Raw genomic sequence first — 19,718 nt, forward strand, 5'->3', positions numbered from 1 at the left:
TATGGGAAGAAGTTTTCTAGCTACTCTGTGGCTGCTATTAGGTGTTTTTGTAAATATTCAAGTCACAGCTCAAACCAAGTTCGAGGTTGAAAGTTTAAATTTTGAAGGTTTGAAGAAAACCAAGGCCAGCTTTTTAACACGCATAGCTAAAGTAAAAGCAGGAAAAGCAACCGATAGTACTATTGTTATCACAGATATTGAACGCTTTAAACGTTTAGATGGTATAGCTTATGCCGATTATAAAGTGGAGCCCGTAGGCAATTCGCGATATAAAGTCACTTATATTATCAAGGAAAATTTTAGTGTAATTCCAGGATTTAGAATTGGGCAAGCCGCCGATGATAGCTTTTCCTATAGGTTGTCTGCTTTCGAGTTTAACGGTCTTGGAAGAAATATAGTATTTGGAGGTTTCTTTAAAAAAGAGGTTTTTAATGGTTATGGTGTGTTCATAGAGCATCCGTACTTATTTACCAATAAACTTGGTTTAGGTTTAAATTATGTAGATGATAGTAGTCAACAGCCCATTTTTTTTGATAATGATAATTTAGAAAATTCAACCGATTATATTTTTACCAATAAAAGTTTTGAAACAACACTTTTTTATGAGCATGATTTTAAGAGCAGATTTGAGTTTTCTGTAAGAACGGCTAATGAACAATATGGCTTGTTAAATAGTGATAATGAGATAGAGCTTCAAAATTCTGAAGAACCAAGAATAAAAAGAACAGCATTTAGAGGTGTTTACGAACATGTTGATATCGATATTGTGTATCAAAATGTATCGGGTTTTCGAAATATATTCGATATCACACTATTCGACAAAAGTAATGCCTTTATTCAGACCAATTATATAATCAATAATACAACACAGTACTTTAAAAGAATTGGGTCTAAAGGAAATTTTGCATCACAACTTCAGCTTCAAATTAGTAACAGAATAGTGGATAGTGCCTTTGCACCCTTGGTGGTTGATAATCAAATAAACACGAGAGGTGTTGGTAATATTGTGGATAGAGGCAGCTCTATTGTTGCTTTAAATTCAGAATACAGACATACTCTCTTAGAAAAAGGGTGGTTCGTGTTTCAGGGTAATGGCTTTTTAGATGCAAGTGGCGTGCAACGACCTGATACCAATTTTGATAGTATTCTTTCTAATGATGCTATAAGAGTTCAAGCTGGTATTGGTGTTCGTTTTATTCATAAATATATTTTCAATGCGGTTTTACGATTTGATTATGGTGTAAATCTAACGGGTAATGGAGGCAATGGCTTTGTGTTTGGTATAGGACAGTATTTTTAATAAAATATAGAATATTGAAGTTGTAGCATTACATCTTAAAATACCTATATTAGCGACATGCTATCCAAAAAAACAAAATACGGATTAAAAGCACTAACCTTTATTGCTCGTGCTGATAGCGATATGCCTGTAAGGGTTGGAGAAATTGCTGCTAGTGAAAATATCCCACAAAAATTCTTAGAAAGTATCTTGCTTACCCTAAGAAAGGCAGGCCTGCTTGGGTCAAAAAAGGGGAAGCATGGCGGGTATTATTTACGTAATAAACCTTCAGAAATTAAAATGACCGATGTTATGCGGGTTCTTGAGGGACCTATAGCTATGGTGCCTTGTGTGAGCCTTAATTATTATGAAAAGTGTGATGACTGCCCAGATGAACATAAATGCAGCGTACACAGACTTATGATTGAGGTAAGGGATAGCACCTTAAAAGTTTTTAGAAACACTACCTTAGAAGATTTAGCCTTGAAAGATTCCTAAAAATAACAAGAATCACTACATTTATTGGTCAAATCTTCTCAAAATAATCCTTTTAACATAAAAAGTTGCTAATACTATTTGTAGTGTAATAAAAAGTATTACTTTTGTAATCCCTATTAAATTGATAGGATTAATATAACAAAACGACAAATGATAGCGCAAATGTTATTAAAAAGTAAAGAAAAATCTACGTACAAAGAGGATGCTACAGGTGAAAAACCAATTAGAAGTGTAGCAAAAGCATTGAGTTGGAGGGTCGTAGGTACTTTAGATACGCTATTGGTTTCTTATATTTTAACAGGAAGAATATCTTTAGCAGCTTCCATCGCCTCGGTAGATTTTGTAACGAAATTAATTCTTTACTTTTTTCACGAGCGTGCATGGAATATCATTAAATGGGGTAAATAATATACAAGAAGAACATGTTTACAGAAGAACAAATACAAGAATTGAATAAGGCGTTTGCAAGCGCTACTCCTGCCGAGATTGTAAAAAAGGCTTTCGAATTAAGTAATGAAGCTGTAGTAACTACAAATTTTAGACCTTATGAAGCAGCTATTTTACATGTAGTAAATGCTGAAGTAAGTGAAGTTCCTGTGGTATGGTGTGATACGGGGTATAATACACCTCAAACGTATAGACATGCTGAACAGGTGATTAAAGATTTAGAACTTAATGTGTTTTTGTACGTGCCTAAGCAAACATCTTCACACAGAGATGTGGTGTTAGGAATACCTGCTGTAGACGACCCAAACCACGCTTTATTTACAGAGCAAGTTAAGCTGGAGCCTTTTAGACGTGCCATGGAAGAACATAAGCCAAAAGTATGGTTTACAAACTTACGTCAAGGGCAAACGGCATTCAGAAATAGCATTGATATTTTCAGTTTAAGTGCCGATGGTGTGCTTAAGGTTAGTCCGTTTTATTACTGGTCTGATGAAAAATTAGACGGTTATTTAGAAGAAAATAATTTACCAAACGAATTTAAATATTTTGATCCAACAAAAGCATTGGCCAATAGAGAATGTGGGCTACACGCTTAATGGTTTTCAGTTGGCAGTAACAGTAAACAGTGCAAATAACTAAAAAAGATTACTAATAAAAGTCTTACCCGCCCGAGTAAGAATTCCTCCCCTAGGGGAGGTTAGGAGGGGCTTTAAATTATGAAGAAAGATACGTCATACATTAACGCGTTAGAGAACGAAGCTATCTACATTATGAGAGAGGTAGCTGCGCAGTTTGAAAAGCCAGTATTATTGTTTTCTGGTGGAAAGGATTCTATAACGCTTGTAAGATTAGCACAGAAAGCGTTTTACCCAGCTAAAATTCCATTTCCTTTAATGCATATTGATACAGGTCATAACTTTCCTGAAACCATAGAGTTTAGAGATAGATTGGTTGAAGAACTTGGGCTAGAGCTAATTGTTCGTAATGTACAGGATTCTATCGATCAAGGAAAGGTAAAAGAAGAGTCTGGTCGTTACGCAAGTAGAAATATGTTGCAAACAACTACACTTTTAGATGCTATTGAAGAATTTAAATTCGATGCTTGTATTGGTGGTGCTCGTAGAGATGAGGAGAAAGCTAGAGCTAAAGAGCGTATTTTCTCTGTTCGTGATGATTTCGGTCAGTGGGACGAGAAAAACCAAAGACCAGAGTTGTTTGATATGTTGAATGGTGAAATTGAATTAGGGCAAAACGTTCGTGTATTTCCTATTTCAAACTGGACAGAGTTAGATGTTTGGTCTTATATAGAGAAGGAAAACATTGAGATACCTTCTATCTATTTTGCACACAAACGTAAAGTGTTCTTAAGAGACGGTATGATTTGGTCTGCTGAAGATGGTGTAGTTTACAGAGATGAAGACGAAGAAGTGATAGAAAAAATGGTTCGTTTTAGAACTGTGGGAGATATGAGCTGTACGGCAGCGGTATTATCTGATGCGGTTTCAATTTCAAAAGTTGTTGAGGAAATTAGAGATTCTTCAATTTCAGAACGTGGTGCCAGAATTGATGATAAACGTTCTGAAGCAGCCATGGAGAAACGTAAACAACAAGGGTATTTTTAAAATTTTCTATAGAAAATTTTGCCTTTAGCTTTTGGTAGTTGGCCATTAGCAAATCTTAAAATAAAAATTTAATAAGCTAGAAGCCAAGAGCCAATAGCTAACAGCTAAATAAAACATGGAAGTATTAAAGATTGCAACAGCAGGAAGTGTAGATGACGGAAAGAGTACGTTAATCGGTAGAATCCTTTACGATACAAAATCATTAACTACAGATAAACTTGAAGCGATTGAAAAAACTAGTAAGTCACGTGGATATGACTATTTAGATTTTTCATTAGCTACAGATGGATTAGTTGCTGAAAGAGAACAAGGTATCACTATTGATGTGGCTCATATTTATTTCTCAACAAAAAATAAAAGTTACATCATTGCCGATACACCTGGTCATGTAGAATATACAAGAAACATGGTGACTGGGGCTTCAACTTCGCAAGCATCAATCATTTTAATAGATGCTAGAAAGGGTGTGATTGAGCAGACTAACCGTCACTTCTTTATCAATAACTTATTGCGTATTAAAGACGTAGTGGTTGCTATCAATAAAATGGACTTAGTGGATTATTCAGAAGAAGTTTATAATAAGATTAAGGCTGATTTTGAAGAGTTGATGAGCAAAAGAGACTATCAAGGACAAACTATTTCGTTTATTCCTGTAAGTGCTTTAAAAGGTGATAACGTAGTTAATAAATCTGATAAGATGCCTTGGTATGAAGGGGAGTCTTTATTAGAGCACTTAGAGAAATTAGATAAGTCTGATATCTTTAATGTAGGTACACCACGTTTTCCAGTTCAGTATGTGATTCGTCCTAAAACTGAGGAGTATCACGATTACAGAGGATATGCAGGTAAAGTGTATGGTGGTAACTTAAGCGTAGGAGACGATGTGGTTGTGTTACCATCTCAAACAAAATCCAAAATCAAAGAGATTTATTTCTATGATGAAAAGTATGAAACTGCTTCAAGACGTTCGTCAGTAACCATCACATTAGAAGATGATGTAAATGTGAGCAGGGGTGATATGATTGTAAAAGATGGTGATTTGCCAACTATAGAAAAGCAATTTACAGCTAACGTATGTTGGATGGACTCTAAGCAATTAACTCCTGGAGCAAAATATGTTATTCAGCATGGTATCAATAAAGTATTGGCTAAAGTAGATACCATTCACCATAAAATCAATCCTGATTACTCTGGAATTGAAGAAAACGTTTCAGGATTAGGAATGAATGATATCGCTCAGGTAAGTTTTAGATTAAACAAGCCTATTTTTTACGATCAATTCAAAAATCATCGTACTAATGGGTCGTTTATTATAATCGATTCACAATCTAACAGTACTGTTGGAGCTGGATTTATACAATAACAAACAGTATTGCTTCCTCACTAAGCATTAATAGTGGGACTAAAAAGAAAAAAAGGGAATATGCAAAGTTTTGAAACAGAAATAGAAAATCCGGTAGTTCAAAAAGATATTATTGAATTAGCCAATAAAATCGAATTATTTCATAACGGTAAAATTGATGAAGAGAAGTTTAGAAGCCTTCGTTTAGCTCGTGGTGTATACGGACAAAGACAAGAAGGTGTTCAAATGATTCGTATTAAAATACCTTACGGAAAATTAAAGAGCAATCAATTACGAAGAATTTCTGAAGTGTCTGATGAATATTCAAGAGGTCGTTTACACATTACAACACGTCAGGATATTCAAATTCATTATGTAGATTTAAACAGAACACCAGAGCTTTGGTCGGAGTTAGAAAAAGATGAAGTAACACTTCGTGAAGCATGTGGTAACGTAGTAAGAAATGTTACTGCTTCTGAAACTGCTGGAATTGATGTCAACGAACCGTTCGATGTGTCTCCATATGCCGATGCTTTATATAAGTTCTTTTTGAGAAACCCTATCTGTCAGGAAATGGGACGTAAATTCAAGGTGTCTTTTTCTTCTTCTGATGAAGATACTGGTTTGTCGTATTTACATGATATAGGATACATTGCTAAGGTTAAAGATGGTGTGCGTGGTTTCAAAGTAATGGTAGCTGGTGGATTAGGTTCTCAGCCACGTCATGCAGATGTGTTATATGATTTTGTTGAAACTGATAAAATCATCCCAATCATGGAAGGCGTTCTAAGAATTTTTGACCGTCATGGAGAGCGTAAAAGTCGTGCGAAGGCGAGAATGAAATTCTTAGTAAAAGACATAGGTTTAGAAGCTTTTAAAGAGTTAATTGAGCAAGAGCAACAAGCTATCGAATTTAAAAGTGTACCAATTGATGCTGATTCTTACGAAGCTTCAAAACCAGTTGAAGTTGAAACTCCTCAAGTAGAGATTAAAGACCAAGAGGCTTTTGATTTATGGAAATCAACAAACTTGATTCCTCAAAAGCAAGAAGGATATGTAGCTATCGGAATAAAAGTATTGCTTGGTGATTTCTATACAGATAAAGCACGTTTGTTAGCAAACTTAGTAGATAATTATGCGGCTGGTGAAGTGCGTTTAACGTTACGTCAAAATATTGTTATTCCTTTTGTTAAGGAAGAATTAGTACCATTTTTCTATCAAGAACTTGAAAAATTAGGTTTTGTAGAAGCTGGTTATAATAAAGCGGTTGACATTACAGCTTGTCCAGGTACAGATACGTGTAACTTAGGTATTGCAAGTAGTACAGGTATTTCTGAAGAATTAGAAAGAATCATCAAAACTGAATACCCTCAATATTTAAAGAAAGACGATTTAGTTATAAAAATTAGTGGTTGTATGAATGCCTGTGGGCAACACAATATGGCAAATATTGGTTTCCAAGGAATGACAGTTCGTACGCCAGATAAATTAGTTGCGCCAGCTCTACAAGTATTACTTGGAGGTGGAAATCAAGGCGATGGTAATGCGACTTTTGCTGATAAAGTTGTAAAAGTTCCTAGTAGAAGAGGCCCAGAAGCTTTACGTAGAATTTTAGATGACTATGAAGCTAATGCTGGAGGAAAACAATTTGTGGAATACTACCAAGAGAAAGGTGAAAAGTATTTTTACGACTTCTTACAGGATTTACAAGATGCAACCAATTTAACAGAGTTAGACTTTATTGATTGGGGAGAAGAAGAGAAATATGTTAAAGCAATTGGTGTTGGTGAGTGTGCTGGTGTTGTAATTGATTTAATAGCCACCTTGTTCTTTGAGAGTGAAGAAAAAATTGAAAACGCTAAAGAATCTTTTGGAAACGAAGTATATTCGGGCGCAATTTATTTAGCATACCAATCTTTGGTAAATTCAGCTAAAGCATTATTATTAGCTGAGAACAAAAAGACCAACACACATGCTGGAATTATTTCTCAGTTTGATGAGCTTTTTGTTGAAGGAGGAAAAATTGAATTAGGAACTTCTTTTTCAGAGTTTATTTATCAAATAAACAAGAATGCTCCAACTAAAGAGTTTGCACAAAACTATATTGCAAATGCTGAGAAGTTCTTAGCGTCAGTTAGAGAGTTTAGAGAATTAGAGCAAGCTAAAACAGCTTAATCAGAATATAAAAATGAGTTTACAAACCCCAAGGTTAACCGTTGTAGGTGCTGGTCCAGGTGATGAGGATTTAATTACCCTTAAAGCGATTAAGGCGATTGAATCAGCAAACGTGATTTTGTACGATGCACTAATCAACGAATCTTTACTCAAGTACGCTTCAGAAGATACAGAGCTTATTTTCGTAGGTAAGCGTAAAGGGTGTTATGCGTTTCAGCAAGAACAAATTAACGAGCTCATTGTTTCTAAAGCCAAAGAGAAAGGTCATGTAGTAAGATTGAAGGGTGGAGATCCATTTATTTTTGGTCGTGGTGCAGAAGAGATAGACTATGTAAGACAGTTTGGTTTAGAGACTTTTGTAGTGCCAGGTATTTCTTCATCGGTTGCAGTACCCGCCTATCAGGGGATTCCTTTAACTAAAAGGGGGGCTTCAGAGAGTTTTTGGGTAATTACAGGAACTACTAAAAAACATCAGCTATCAAATGATGTTGCTTTGGCAGCGAAATCAACAGCTACCGTTGTTGTTTTAATGGGGATGAGTAAGTTGGGTGAGATTGTTAAAATATTTTCAAATGAAAATAAACAAGATACTCACATTGCTATTATCCAAAATGGTACACGAGATAATGAAAATGTTGGTATAGGCACAATAAGCACCATAGAAAAGATTGTAGCGGAAAAGCAGTTGGCAAACCCTGCTATTATCATTATCGGAGACGTTGTAAAGGAAAGAGCAGTGCTTAGTGCTGTTTATAATGAGGTTGTGAGTAGGTAAAATATGGAGCGTAATAACTTATATCCCGTTTTCTTAAAAGCTAAGGTCTTAAACGTGCTTATAGTAGGTGGTGGAAATGTAGCTGAAGAAAAGTTAACGTTCTTATTAAAGTCTAGTCCTGATGCTTGTGTAACAATGGTGTCACCAATGTTCAGGGAAGGTACCCTAACTTTAGCTAAAAAAGGGAATGTTGATTTGATTACAGATACTTATAAGAAAAAGTATCTTAAAGGGAAGCATATTGTAGTTGCAACTACCGATGTGCCAGAGGTTAATGTTAAAGTACATAAACATTGTAGAAAAAGAAGCATTTTGGTTAATGTCGCCGACAATCCACCCTACTGTGATTTTTACATGGGAGGTATTGTAACCAAAGGAAACGTAAAAGTGGCGATTTCAACAAATGGGAAGTCACCTACTACAGCTAAACGTCTAAGGCAGTTTTTTGAGGAAGTAATTCCAGAAAATATAGACGATTTAGTAAAAAATTTGAATGAATATAGAAAAACAATAAAAGGTGATTTCGAAGAAAAAGTGGAGACTTTAAACGAATTCACAAAAGGATTAATACAAAAAAAAGAATCATAAAAATGATTAAGACAGATATAATAATTATCGGAGCGGGACCTACTGGGTTATTTACTGTATTTGAGGCAGGTTTACTTAAATTAAAGTGTCATTTAATTGACGCTTTGCCACAACCTGGTGGACAATGTTCTGAGTTATATCCTAAAAAGCCTATTTACGATATACCTGGTTTTCCAGAGATTTTGGCAGGAGATTTAACTAAAAATTTATTAGAACAAGGTAAGCAGTTTGAACCTGGTTTTACATTGGGAGAACGTGCTGAAACTGTAGAAAAGCAAGAAGATGGCACCTTTATAGTAACTACTAACAAAGGAACACAGCATCAGGCGCCAGTAGTGGCTATTGCAAGTGGTCTTGGAAGTTTTGAGCCTAGAAAACCTCAACTTGAAAATCTCGTTAATTTTGAAGACAAAGGCGTTGAGTACATGATCAAGGAGCCAGAAATGTACCGTGATAAAAACGTGGTAATTGCTGGTGGTGGAGATTCTGCATTAGACTGGTCTATATTTTTAGCCGATGTTGCTAAAAGCGTTACGCTTGTACACAGGCGTAATGAGTTTAGAGGTCATTTAGATTCTGTAGAGAAAGTAGGTGAACTGAAAAGAGAAGGTAAAATAAACCTAATTACACCAGCTGAGGTTACTAAAATTATTGGCGATGGTAAGGTAGAAGCTATAGAAGTTACTAAGAAAGATGAAGAACCTGTTTTTATAGAAACAGATCATTTTATTCCATTATTCGGATTGTCGCCTAAATTAGGGCCAATTGCAAATTGGGGCTTAGAGATTGAAAAGAATGCCATTAAGGTTAATAACGCATTAGATTATCAAACCAATATTCCTGGCATATTTGCTATTGGAGACGGTAACTACTATCCAGGAAAATTAAAGTTAATTCTTTGTGGTTTCCATGAAGCTACTTTAATGTGTCAAGCAGCTTATAAAATCATTAATCCAGGAAAGAAGTTTGTGTTGAAGTATACAACAGTAAGCGGTATTGACGGATTTGATGGTTCACGTAAAGAAGCGCCAAAAGCGGTAGTACAGGCTATAGATTAAATTTTAGCTTTACAACATAAATAATCCCGCGAGTTTCTTTTTAACCCGCGGGATTTATTATTTAATAACCTGCGATAATTCAGGTATTAATTTTATTTTTATCCATCGAAAACCAAAAAGCATTGATAATGAAAAGTTATAATGTGTGCTTAAAAGATACAGTTAAGACATTTACCAAACGTCTATTCTATTCGTTATTCGATTGCGAACAAGAAGAGGAACATGAAGGGTATTTAGAAAAGACGTTTTTAAAAATTCTTAAAACCTTAGAGGTAGATAATGCAAAACAAATTTGGAGTACTTTTAAGTCTAATCTCCCAGAGATAAGACGAAGACTGGATTTAGATGCTATTGCTTTTGAAAATAATGATCCGGCATCGTATAATTTACAGGAAATATATTTGGCCTATCCGGGGTTTCATGCAATTTCAATTCATCGTTTAAGTCACGCGCTTCATAAGCTAAAAGTACCAATATTACCTAGAATGATGGGCGAATACATACATGGTATCACAGGTATAGATATTCATCCTGGTGCCACTATTGGCGACTCTTTTTATATAGATCATGGTACGGGAATAGTAATTGGTGAAACATCAATAATTGGTAAAGATGTAAAGATTTATCAAGGGGTTACCTTAGGAGGTATATCGGTTGCTAAAAGTCTCGCCAAGGTGAAACGGCATCCAACAATCGAGGATAATGTTTGTATATACGCTAACGCTACCGTACTAGGGGGAGATATTACCATTGGTGCAAACAGTGTTATTGGAGCCAATGTTTGGATAACACAATCGGTTCCAGAAAATTCTCTTGTAACCTATCAAACAGAAATAAAAATTAGACCTAAAAAGAATGGCATTAAATAAAACTATCATAGATTTTGTTGGTAATACACCGCTTGTAGATGCGAGTCATTTGGTTGCTAAAGAAGGTGTAACACTTTTACTTAAATTAGAAGGGAATAATCCTGGCGGAAGCGTTAAAGACAGGCCGGCCTTTAATATGATAAACGAAGCGCTTAAGCGCGGAGATATCAAAAAAGGAGATACTTTGGTAGAGGCAACAAGTGGAAATACCGGAATAGCTTTAGCGTTATTTGCTAAAGTCTTAGGAGTAAATATGGTTTTGATAATGCCTGAAAACTCTACAGAAGAACGCGTTAAAACAATGAAGGCTTATGGTGCTGAGGTTATTTTAACATCTTCTGATGTTGGTATAGAAGGGTCGCGCGATTTGGCATTTAAATTAAGAGACGAAAAGGGATACACATTGTTAAACCAATTTGGTAATGATGACAATTGGAAAGCTCATTATAAAACTACGGGACCTGAAATATGGAGAGATACCGAAGGTAAAATAACACACTTTGTATCGGCTATGGGAACCACGGGAACTATTATGGGAGTGTCTACTTATTTAAAAGAGCAAGATAAGAGTGTCACTATTGTTGGCGCACAGCCAGATGATAATTCTAGAATTCCAGGGATCAGAAAATGGCCAGAAGAATACGTGCCTGAATTTTTCGATAGAAGCAAAGTAGATCAGGTTATTGAAGTTACACAACAAGATGCTAAAGAAGTTACGCAGCGTTTAGCGAAAGAAGCCGCTGTGTTTTCAGGTATGAGTAGTGGAGGCTCGGTGTATTGTGCGTTGCAGGTCGCTAATTCCATTGAAGAAGGTGTCGTTGTTGCAATTATTTGTGATAGGGGTGATCGGTATTTATCATCAGATCTATTCGAATAACAGAGTTTTAAATAAAGTAGGATAAGAAAAATATAGTTGTTATTTTTGAGTCAAGGTATGTGTTTGTTAATGACTTATTTTCGAGAAGTTTAAAATTTTTTTCAAAAAAGTCTAAATTCCACTTTCAAAAGAATTAATAACAAAATTAGTATCAATTTTTGTTTATACATTAAGTAAAATACAGTCCAATTAGATTGTTTCAGTCTCTCTCAATGCTTCATGTATTTCTGAAATAAAATCAGGATAGTAATCAAAAAAAAGAAATGTCAAGTATAAGAAAAACTTTGCAGGAACGTATTTTGGTTTTAGATGGTGCCATGGGTACTATGTTACAGGCCTATAAATTTACAGAAGAGGACTTTAGAGGTGAACGATTTAAAGATTACCCTATTCCGTTACAGGGTAATAACGATTTACTATCTATTACCCAACCAGAGGCAATAAAAGAGGTACATGCTAAGTATTTTGAAGCAGGTGCAGATATTATTGAGACCAATACGTTTTCTGGGACTACCATAGCAATGGCTGATTACCAAATGGAAGATTTGGTATACGAACTTAATTACGAGTCTGCTAAAATAGCCAAAGAAGTAGCAGTAGAATTTACAAAAAAAGAACCTCACAAACCGCGTTTTGTAGCAGGTTCGATAGGGCCAACCAACAGAACGGCTAGTATGTCGCCAGATGTTAATGATCCTGGGTATAGAGCAGTGACTTTTGATGAATTAAGAATAGCTTACAAACAACAAGTAGAGGCCTTAATGGATGGTGGAGCAGATATTTTATTAGTCGAAACTGTTTTTGATACACTAAATGCAAAGGCTGCATTATTTGCTATAGAAGAGGTTAAAGAAGAAAGAAATATAGATATTCCGGTTATGCTTAGTGGAACTATTACAGATGCTTCTGGAAGAACCCTGTCTGGACAAACGGCCGAGGCTTTTTTAATTTCAGTATCGCATATTCCATTGTTGTCTGTTGGTTTTAATTGTGCCTTGGGTGCTAATTTGTTACAACCGCATTTAGAGGCTATTGCTGGGAAAACCGATTTTGCGGTTTCTGCCCACCCTAATGCAGGTCTACCAAACGCTTTTGGAGAGTACGATGAAACCCCTGAAGAAATGGGGGCTCAAATTGAAGAATATTTGAAAAGGAATTTAATAAATATTATAGGTGGCTGTTGTGGAACAAGTCCTGGACATATTAGGGTGATAGCAGATTTAGCTGCTAAGTACGAACCGCGTCGACATGCTGAAGTTGTTTCAGTATAAAATAAAACGATTTTATGAAAGTTAAGCAATCGAAATACATGCGTTTATCAGGATTAGAACCTCTAATCCTAAACGAAAACAGTAACTTTATAAATGTTGGAGAACGTACCAATGTTGCAGGTTCTAGAAAATTTTTGCGCTTAATAAAAGAAGAAAAATATGATGAAGCTCTCGATATAGCACGTCATCAGGTTGATGGAGGAGCACAGATTATCGACATCAATATGGATGATGGTCTGCTCGACGGAGTACATGCCATGGTGCGTTTTCTAAACCTCATTGCTGCAGAGCCAGATATTTGTCGTGTTCCTATTATGATAGATTCATCTAAATGGGAGATTATAGAGGCAGGACTTCAGGTTGTACAAGGGAAATGTGTGGTAAATTCCATTTCTCTTAAGGAAGGAGAAGAGAAATTTATTTGGGAAGCTAAACGGATAAAGCGTTATGGTGCTGCTGCTATAGTCATGGCATTTGATGAGGTAGGTCAAGCCGATAATTATGAACGTCGTATCGAAATTGCAGAGCGTTCTTATAATATACTTGTCAATAAAGTTGGGTTTCCTTCGGAAGATATCATATTCGATTTAAATATTTTTCCTGTAGCAACAGGAATGGAGGAACACCGTAAGAATGCTTTAGACTTTATTGAGGCTACTAAATGGGTTAGAGAAAATTTAGAGAATGCCAGTGTAAGTGGCGGTGTTAGTAATGTGTCATTTTCCTTTAGAGGAAATAACATTGTTCGTGAAGCCATGCACTCTGTGTTTTTGTATTATGCCATTCAAAATGGTATGAATATGGGTATTGTAAATCCTGCCATGTTAGAGGTTTATGATGATATCCCCAAGGATTTATTAGAACATGTAGAAGACGTTATTTTAGATAGACGTGACGATGCCACCGAACGCCTTTTAGAGTTTGCAGAAACCGTAAAAGGAACTAAAGTTGAAAAGGCAGCAGATTTATCGTGGCGTGAAAATCCACTACAAGATAGAATCACGCACGCCTTGGTGAAAGGAATCGATGCTTTTATTGTTGAAGATGTTGAGGAAGCTAGACAACAATCAGATAGGCCTTTAGATGTAATCGAAGGAAATTTAATGGCTGGAATGAACGTTGTAGGGGATTTATTTGGCGAAGGAAAAATGTTCTTACCGCAGGTGGTGAAATCGGCTCGTGTAATGAAAAAAGCGGTGGCTTACTTAAATCCGTTTATTGAAGCAGAAAAAGGTGAAGAGCAAGAAGCCTTAGGTAAAATTTTAATGGCAACAGTAAAAGGCGATGTACATGATATTGGTAAAAATATCGTGAGCGTTGTTTTGGGTTGTAATAATTATGAAATAGTCGATTTAGGGGTTATGGTTCCCCCTGAAAAAATCATTGAAGCGGCAAAGGCGGAGAATGTAGATGCTATTGGGTTGTCAGGACTTATTACACCTTCACTTGATGAAATGGTGTATTTAGCGAAAGAAATGGAGCGTGAAAACATGAACATTCCATTGTTAATTGGTGGAGCAACAACCTCTAAAGCGCACACAGCAGTAAAAATAGATACGCAGTATAAAAATGCCGTAGTGCATGTAAACGATGCCTCCAGAGCTGTAACGGTTGTGGGCGATTTGTTAAATAAACAAACTGCTCATGAGTATGTGGCTCAAAAGAAAAAGGAGTATGACGAATTTAGAACCAAGTTTTTAAAGCGAGGTAAAGAGAAGTCGTATATAACTATTGAAGAAGCAAGAGCGCGCAAGTATAAAATAGATTGGGATAACACAGAAATTGTGAAGCCTAAAGAAATGGGTGTACAAATGTTAAAGCAATTAAGTTTAAAAGCATTGTTGCCGTATATAGATTGGAGTCCGTTTTTTAGAAGTTGGGATTTGCATGGAAAATATCCCGATATTTTAAAAGATGAAGTAGTTGGAGAACAAGCGACGCAATTATTTAACGAGGCCCAAGAAATGATTAGTGATATAGTAGCGAAGCAATTGTTAAAACCTAAAGCGGTTTTTGGATTGTTTGAAGCCAATACCATTAATGAAGATGATGTTTCTGTAAAGAAAAAAGGTGAAGAAATAGCGGTATTCAGAACCTTGCGACAACAATTAAAAAAGCGAGAAGGGGTCCCTAATCATGCTTTATCGGACTTTATTGCTCCTGAAAGTACAGGAAAGACAGATTATATTGGTGCTTTTTGTGTTGGGATTTTTGGAGCTCAAGAATTGGCAGAAGGATACAAGGCAAAAGATGATGACTATAGCGCCATTATGGCTCAAGCTATTGCAGATAGATTTGCAGAAGCCTTTGCAGAATATTTGCATGAACAAGTAAGAACGAAGCATTGGGGCTATGCTGAAGGCGAGGACTTGAGTAATGACGAATTAATAAAAGAAACCTATAAAGGTATACGTCCAGCCCCAGGATATCCCGCATGTCCAGACCATTTAGAAAAGGAAACTATTTGGGAATTATTGGATGTTGAAAAGATTATAGGTGTGACGCTTACAGAAAGTTTGGCAATGTGGCCTGCTGCTGCCGTTTCTGGGTATTATTTTGCCAATCCCGAAGCTAAATATTTTGGGTTAGGTAAAATTACCGAAGACCAAGTTGTGGATTATGCAGAAAGAAAAGGCATCACCAAGGATAAAGCTAAAAAATGGCTGCATCCTAATTTGGCAGATTAGGTACGCGTTAGCGATTAAAGCTACATCCTTTTTGAAAAAAAATAGGCGTCATTACGAGGAGGTAAGACGAAGTAATCTTTTAGATTATTAGATTGCCACAGATAATTAAAATTATCTTCGCAATGACAGTCAAAAAAGATATAGCGTAAAGCGCGACCCGATAGGGTAACGCCCAAAATAAAATTAACACTAAATATTAAAAGTCTCTTTTCAGGGATTTAGCAGAATGAAAGTAACAGACCACATAAAAAACGCCAACGGAAAAACGTTGTTTTCTTTTGAAATCGTAACACCGGTAAAAGGAAAGAATATTCAGGATTTGTATAATAACATAGATCCTTTAATGGAGTTTAATCCCCCGTTTATTGATGTAACAACCTCTAGGGAAGAGTACGTTTATGTTGAAAGAGATGGGCTTTTAGATCGTAAAACCATTAGAAAAAGACCAGGAACCTTAGGTATATCGGTATCCTTAAAACATAAATATAATATAGATCCTGTACCCCATGTATTGTGTGGTGGGTTTACTAAAGAGGAAACAGAATATTTATTAGTGGACTGTCATTATCTGGAAGTTGATAACCTTGTAGCCTTACGTGGGGATGCGATGAAACACCAACAGTATTTTGAGCCTACCAAAGGCGGTCACCGTTATGCTTGCGAATTGGTACATCAAATTTCAGATTTAAATAAAGGGAAGTTCTTACATGAAGAAAACATAACCGGCTTCAAGACCGATTTCTGTATTGGTGTTGCAGGTTACCCCGAAAAGCATATGGAAGCCCCTTCTTTGCAGACCGATTTAAAACGGTTAAAAGCTAAGGTTGATGCCGGGGCAGATTATGTAGTTACCCAAATGTTTTTTGATAATTCGAAGTATTTTGAATTTGTAAAGATGGCCAAAGAGGCAGGAATTGATATCCCGATTATTCCAGGTATAAAGCCTTTGGCTGTGCAGCGTCATCTTCAACTTTTACCACATGTGTTTAGTATAGATTTACCAGAGGATTTAATAGATGCTGTAGAGAAATGCAAGGACAATAAAGCCATTAGGCAAGTTGGAATAGAATGGGCCATTCAGCAATCTAAAGAGCTTAGGGATTTTGGAGTGCCAGTACTACATTATTATTCTATGGGTAAAAGTGATAATGTTAAGGCAATAGCATCGGCATTGTTTTAAATTCGTTTACATTTGCGGCACAAGTAAAACCTATATGAGGCTTTTTTTAATCGGTGCTTTAATTCTTTTTTTTAATAGTTCTTTTGCTCAAGATGAGCAGTACTCCTCCTATTTAGATGTTAACTATTTTAAAGGGAATATAGCGCTGCACAACAGTGATATTTTACACCTTATTCAAGGACGTCCCGAAGGTGTTATTATTAGCTGGAACAAGAAAACTTTCGGGTTTAAGGAATGGGAGCAACGCTATAATTTTCCAGATTACGGTGTGTCTTTTGCTTATCAAAATTTAAAAAACGAGGTGCTTGGAACTAACTATTCCTTGTACGCACATTATAATTTTTACTTCTTTAAGCGACATGTAATGATGCGTATTGGTCAAGGTGTTGCTCTAACCAGCAAACCCTATGATCGAGAGACTAATTTTAGGAATATTGCTTTCGGAACTAAGCTGCTAAGTAGTACTTATGTTATGCTTAATTACAAAAGGGAGCGGATTTTTGGGCGCTTTGGACTGCAAGGAGGGGTGTCGCTTATTCATTATTCTAACGCTAATGTAAAAGCACCAAATACCAGTTTAAATTCTATGGCCTTTAATTTGGGAATGACCTATAGTCTATCCGATTCTGATCCCGAATATCAGCATACACTTAAGGAAGCAGATAATAAATTTACAGAACCTTTAAAGTATAATTTTGTTTTTAGAACCGGCATTAATGAAAGTGATATTATTGGAAGTGGGCAGTTCCCTTTTTATATTTTATCAGCTTACGTAGATAAAAGGGTAAATATAAAAAGTGCAGTACAGTTTGGTGTTGATGCCTTTTTTTCAAATTTCTTGAAGGAGCTAATCTATTTTAAGAGTGTGTCATTTCCAGAAGAAAATGTTGCTGGAGATGAAGATCATAAACGTGTGGCGTTATTCGCTGGTCATGAATTATTTATTAATAAAACGAGCGTAGTTACACAGTTGGGGTATTATGTGTATTATCCGTTCGATTTTGAAGGAAGGACTTATGTGCGTGTTGGTATGAAACGTTACTTAGGAAAAAAATGGTTTGCTGCTTTAACTTTAAAATCTCATGGTTTTAAAGCAGAAGCAGTTGAAATTGGAGTAGGTGTTAGATTATGAAAAAGTTAAGTTTAGTATTAATTGTCTTCTTGGTTTTTGCTTGCAACAGTGAAAACGCTAATGATTGCTTTCAGACTGCAGGAAATATTATTCAAAAAGAATTTTCAGTTGATGTCTTCGACAAAATTTTAGTAAACAGAGACATTACCTTGATACTTAAAGAAGGTCCAGTAAATAAGGTTGTGGTTGCGACAGGTGAAAATTTACTCAACGATATTTCTGCCCTAGTAACTAATGGTCAGTTGATTCTAACAGATGCTAATACCTGTAATTTTGTTCGTGATTACGGTATTACAAAAGTTTATATTACCGCGCCTAATATAAGTCAAATTAGGTCTTCTACCCAATACGATATTATTTCTGATGGTATACTAACATACCCTAATTTAACCTTATTATCTGAAGACTTTGGAGTCGATACCGATTTTACAACCGGCAATTTCAGATTAGAGATAGATAATGAATCTTTAAGTGTAATATTCAATAACCTTTCTAACTGTTTTGTGGAAGGTCAAACCAATAATTTAAGTGTTTCGTTCTTTGCTGGAAATAGTAGGTTTGAAGGAGAAAATTTAACAGCTCAGCATGTTGTTGTTTCGCACAGGGGTAGTAATGATATGATAATACACCCTGTACAGTCTCTAAAAGGTATAATACGAGGAACGGGTAATGTTATTTCTAAAAGCACACCACCCGTTATTGATATCGATGAACTATACCAGGGACGCCTGGTTTTTGAATAGTTTTACGGATTGCTTAGCGATTTCTAGCTCCTCATTGGTTGGAATAATCAAGATCTTAACTTTTGTGTTTTCTTTATTGATTTCTCTATTTTCACTAGAGCGAGAGGCGTTTTTATCTAGGTCTAAATCGATTCCGAAGTAATCCATGTCTTGGCAAACGAGTTCTCGTATTTTCGCCGAATTCTCTCCAATACCAGCCGTAAACACAATAGCATCAAGGCCATTCATGATAGCTGCGTAGCTGCCAATATATTTTTTTATACGGTAGGCATTCATTTCTAAGGCTAGAAGACATTTTTTGTTGCCTTTTTCTGCTTCAGTTTGAATTTCGCGTAAGTCACTATATCCCGTAAGGCCGAGCATACCACTTTGCTTTTGGAGTAAATTGCTAATCTCCTTAATGTTTAGTCCATGACGTTCAGCTAAATGGAAAATAATTGATGGGTCAACATCACCAGAGCGTGTTCCCATAATTAATCCACCAACAGGAGAAAAACCTAGTGAATGGTCAATGCTCTTTCCTTCCTGTATTGCGGTCATGCTACAACCGTTACCTAAATGTATGGTGATAATTTTAGAGCTTTTAGATCCCAAATACTCGATAGCCTTTTCTGAAACATATTTATGACTTGTTCCATGGAAACCGTATAAGCGTATATGGTGCTTTTCTGAATATTCATTAGGTATCGCATATTTATACGCATGTTCTGGAATAGATTGATGGAAAGCGGTATCAAAAACGGCTACTTGTACAGCATTATTGAAAATTTCTTCTGCAATTTCTATACCTTCTAAGTTTGGCGGGTTATGTAAAGGTGCAAGCGAAGATAATTTTTTGATTTTCTCCTTCACATCTTTATTAATGATGGTGGTGTCGCTAAAATACTTACCACCATGAACCACACGATGACCAACAACTTCAATATCGTCTGGAGATTTTATAACCCCTTCGCTTTTATCCAGTAGTTGTTCTGCAACCAACTTTAATCCTGCTTTATGATTTTCTACAGGAGTTATTTTTTCAATGGTTTTTTTGTCTGTTTTGAATTTAAAAATAGCATCTTCAAAACCAATGCGTTCAACTTGTCCAGAGCATATTATGCGTTCTTCCGGCATTGAAAATAACTGGAATTTTAATGATGAACTTCCTGAGTTTAATACTAATACTTGCATGG

18 protein-coding genes are annotated in these 19,718 nt (G+C 35.9%); 17 read left to right on the forward strand and 1 reads right to left on the reverse strand.

Annotated features, from left to right (window positions below; translation table 11 throughout):
* Position 1: 1 nt before the first annotated feature.
* The 17 genes from M0214_RS08320 (at position 2) to M0214_RS08400 (ending at position 18,543) form a co-directional block, all read left to right on the forward strand.
* Positions 2-1,300 carry an outer membrane protein assembly factor gene (locus M0214_RS08320; RefSeq protein ID WP_248722108.1) on the forward strand — a complete coding sequence of 433 codons (1,299 nt, stop codon included), beginning with the start codon at positions 2-4 and terminating at the stop codon, positions 1,298-1,300.
* Positions 1,301-1,357: 57 nt separating this feature from the next.
* Positions 1,358-1,777: an Rrf2 family transcriptional regulator gene (locus M0214_RS08325; protein ID WP_248722109.1), complete on the forward strand. Its 420-nt coding sequence runs from the start codon at positions 1,358-1,360 to the stop codon at positions 1,775-1,777.
* Between the two features lie 162 nt (positions 1,778-1,939).
* The gene (locus M0214_RS08330) at positions 1,940-2,185 is read left to right on the forward strand and encodes a DUF2061 domain-containing protein (protein WP_371873470.1); all 246 of its coding nucleotides are present in this window, start codon (positions 1,940-1,942) and stop codon (positions 2,183-2,185) included.
* A 14-nt stretch (positions 2,186-2,199) separates the two neighbouring features.
* Positions 2,200-2,820 (forward strand): phosphoadenosine phosphosulfate reductase family protein, encoded by a 621-nt coding sequence (locus M0214_RS08335; protein ID WP_248722111.1) that lies wholly within the window; start codon positions 2,200-2,202, stop codon positions 2,818-2,820.
* Positions 2,821-2,940: 120 nt separating this feature from the next.
* Entirely contained in the window at positions 2,941-3,846 is a 906-nt protein-coding gene (gene cysD / locus M0214_RS08340; protein WP_248722112.1) for a sulfate adenylyltransferase subunit CysD, read from the forward strand.
* A gap of 115 nt (positions 3,847-3,961) precedes the next feature.
* Entirely contained in the window at positions 3,962-5,209 is a 1,248-nt protein-coding gene (locus tag M0214_RS08345; protein WP_248722113.1) for a sulfate adenylyltransferase subunit 1, read from the forward strand.
* A gap of 60 nt (positions 5,210-5,269) precedes the next feature.
* The gene (locus M0214_RS08350; RefSeq protein WP_248722114.1) at positions 5,270-7,363 is read left to right on the forward strand and encodes a HEPN domain-containing protein; all 2,094 of its coding nucleotides are present in this window, start codon (positions 5,270-5,272) and stop codon (positions 7,361-7,363) included.
* A gap of 13 nt (positions 7,364-7,376) precedes the next feature.
* Entirely contained in the window at positions 7,377-8,138 is a 762-nt protein-coding gene (cobA, locus tag M0214_RS08355) for a uroporphyrinogen-III C-methyltransferase (protein WP_248722115.1), read from the forward strand.
* A gap of 3 nt (positions 8,139-8,141) precedes the next feature.
* A complete protein-coding gene (locus M0214_RS08360) occupies positions 8,142-8,726 on the forward strand; it encodes a bifunctional precorrin-2 dehydrogenase/sirohydrochlorin ferrochelatase (protein ID WP_248722116.1) in 585 nt (194 codons plus the stop codon).
* Positions 8,727-8,728: 2 nt separating this feature from the next.
* Positions 8,729-9,784: an NAD(P)/FAD-dependent oxidoreductase gene (locus tag M0214_RS08365; RefSeq protein WP_248722117.1), complete on the forward strand. Its 1,056-nt coding sequence runs from the start codon at positions 8,729-8,731 to the stop codon at positions 9,782-9,784.
* A 128-nt stretch (positions 9,785-9,912) separates the two neighbouring features.
* Positions 9,913-10,653 carry a serine O-acetyltransferase EpsC gene (epsC, locus tag M0214_RS08370; protein WP_248722118.1) on the forward strand — a complete coding sequence of 247 codons (741 nt, stop codon included), beginning with the start codon at positions 9,913-9,915 and terminating at the stop codon, positions 10,651-10,653.
* Positions 10,640-11,530: a cysteine synthase CysM gene (cysM, locus tag M0214_RS08375; protein ID WP_248722119.1), complete on the forward strand. Its 891-nt coding sequence runs from the start codon at positions 10,640-10,642 to the stop codon at positions 11,528-11,530. Before epsC ends, cysM begins: the two co-directional genes overlap by 14 nt.
* 263 nt (positions 11,531-11,793) lie before the next feature.
* On the forward strand, positions 11,794-12,801 hold the full coding sequence (locus M0214_RS08380; RefSeq protein WP_248722120.1) for a homocysteine S-methyltransferase family protein: 1,008 nt from the start codon (positions 11,794-11,796) through the stop codon (positions 12,799-12,801).
* A gap of 14 nt (positions 12,802-12,815) precedes the next feature.
* Positions 12,816-15,488, forward strand: a complete 2,673-nt coding sequence (gene metH / locus M0214_RS08385) for a methionine synthase (RefSeq protein WP_248722121.1) — start codon at positions 12,816-12,818, stop codon at positions 15,486-15,488.
* Between the two features lie 226 nt (positions 15,489-15,714).
* Positions 15,715-16,668 carry a methylenetetrahydrofolate reductase gene (locus M0214_RS08390; RefSeq protein WP_248722122.1) on the forward strand — a complete coding sequence of 318 codons (954 nt, stop codon included), beginning with the start codon at positions 15,715-15,717 and terminating at the stop codon, positions 16,666-16,668.
* 34 nt (positions 16,669-16,702) lie between these two features.
* The gene (locus M0214_RS08395; protein ID WP_248722123.1) at positions 16,703-17,800 is read left to right on the forward strand and encodes an acyloxyacyl hydrolase; all 1,098 of its coding nucleotides are present in this window, start codon (positions 16,703-16,705) and stop codon (positions 17,798-17,800) included.
* On the forward strand, positions 17,797-18,543 hold the full coding sequence (locus M0214_RS08400; protein ID WP_248722124.1) for a head GIN domain-containing protein: 747 nt from the start codon (positions 17,797-17,799) through the stop codon (positions 18,541-18,543). Before M0214_RS08395 ends, M0214_RS08400 begins: the two co-directional genes overlap by 4 nt.
* Here the strand turns inward: M0214_RS08400 and M0214_RS08405 are convergent.
* Entirely contained in the window at positions 18,514-19,716 is a 1,203-nt protein-coding gene (locus M0214_RS08405; RefSeq protein WP_248722125.1) for an acetate/propionate family kinase, read from the reverse strand. The two genes, M0214_RS08400 and M0214_RS08405, sit on opposite strands and share 30 nt — an antisense overlap.
* Between the last annotated feature and the right edge of the window lie 2 nt (positions 19,717-19,718).

Origin of the sequence: Seonamhaeicola sp. ML3 (assembly GCF_023273855.1) — a bacterium.
Classification (GTDB): Bacteria; Bacteroidota; Bacteroidia; order Flavobacteriales; family Flavobacteriaceae; genus Seonamhaeicola.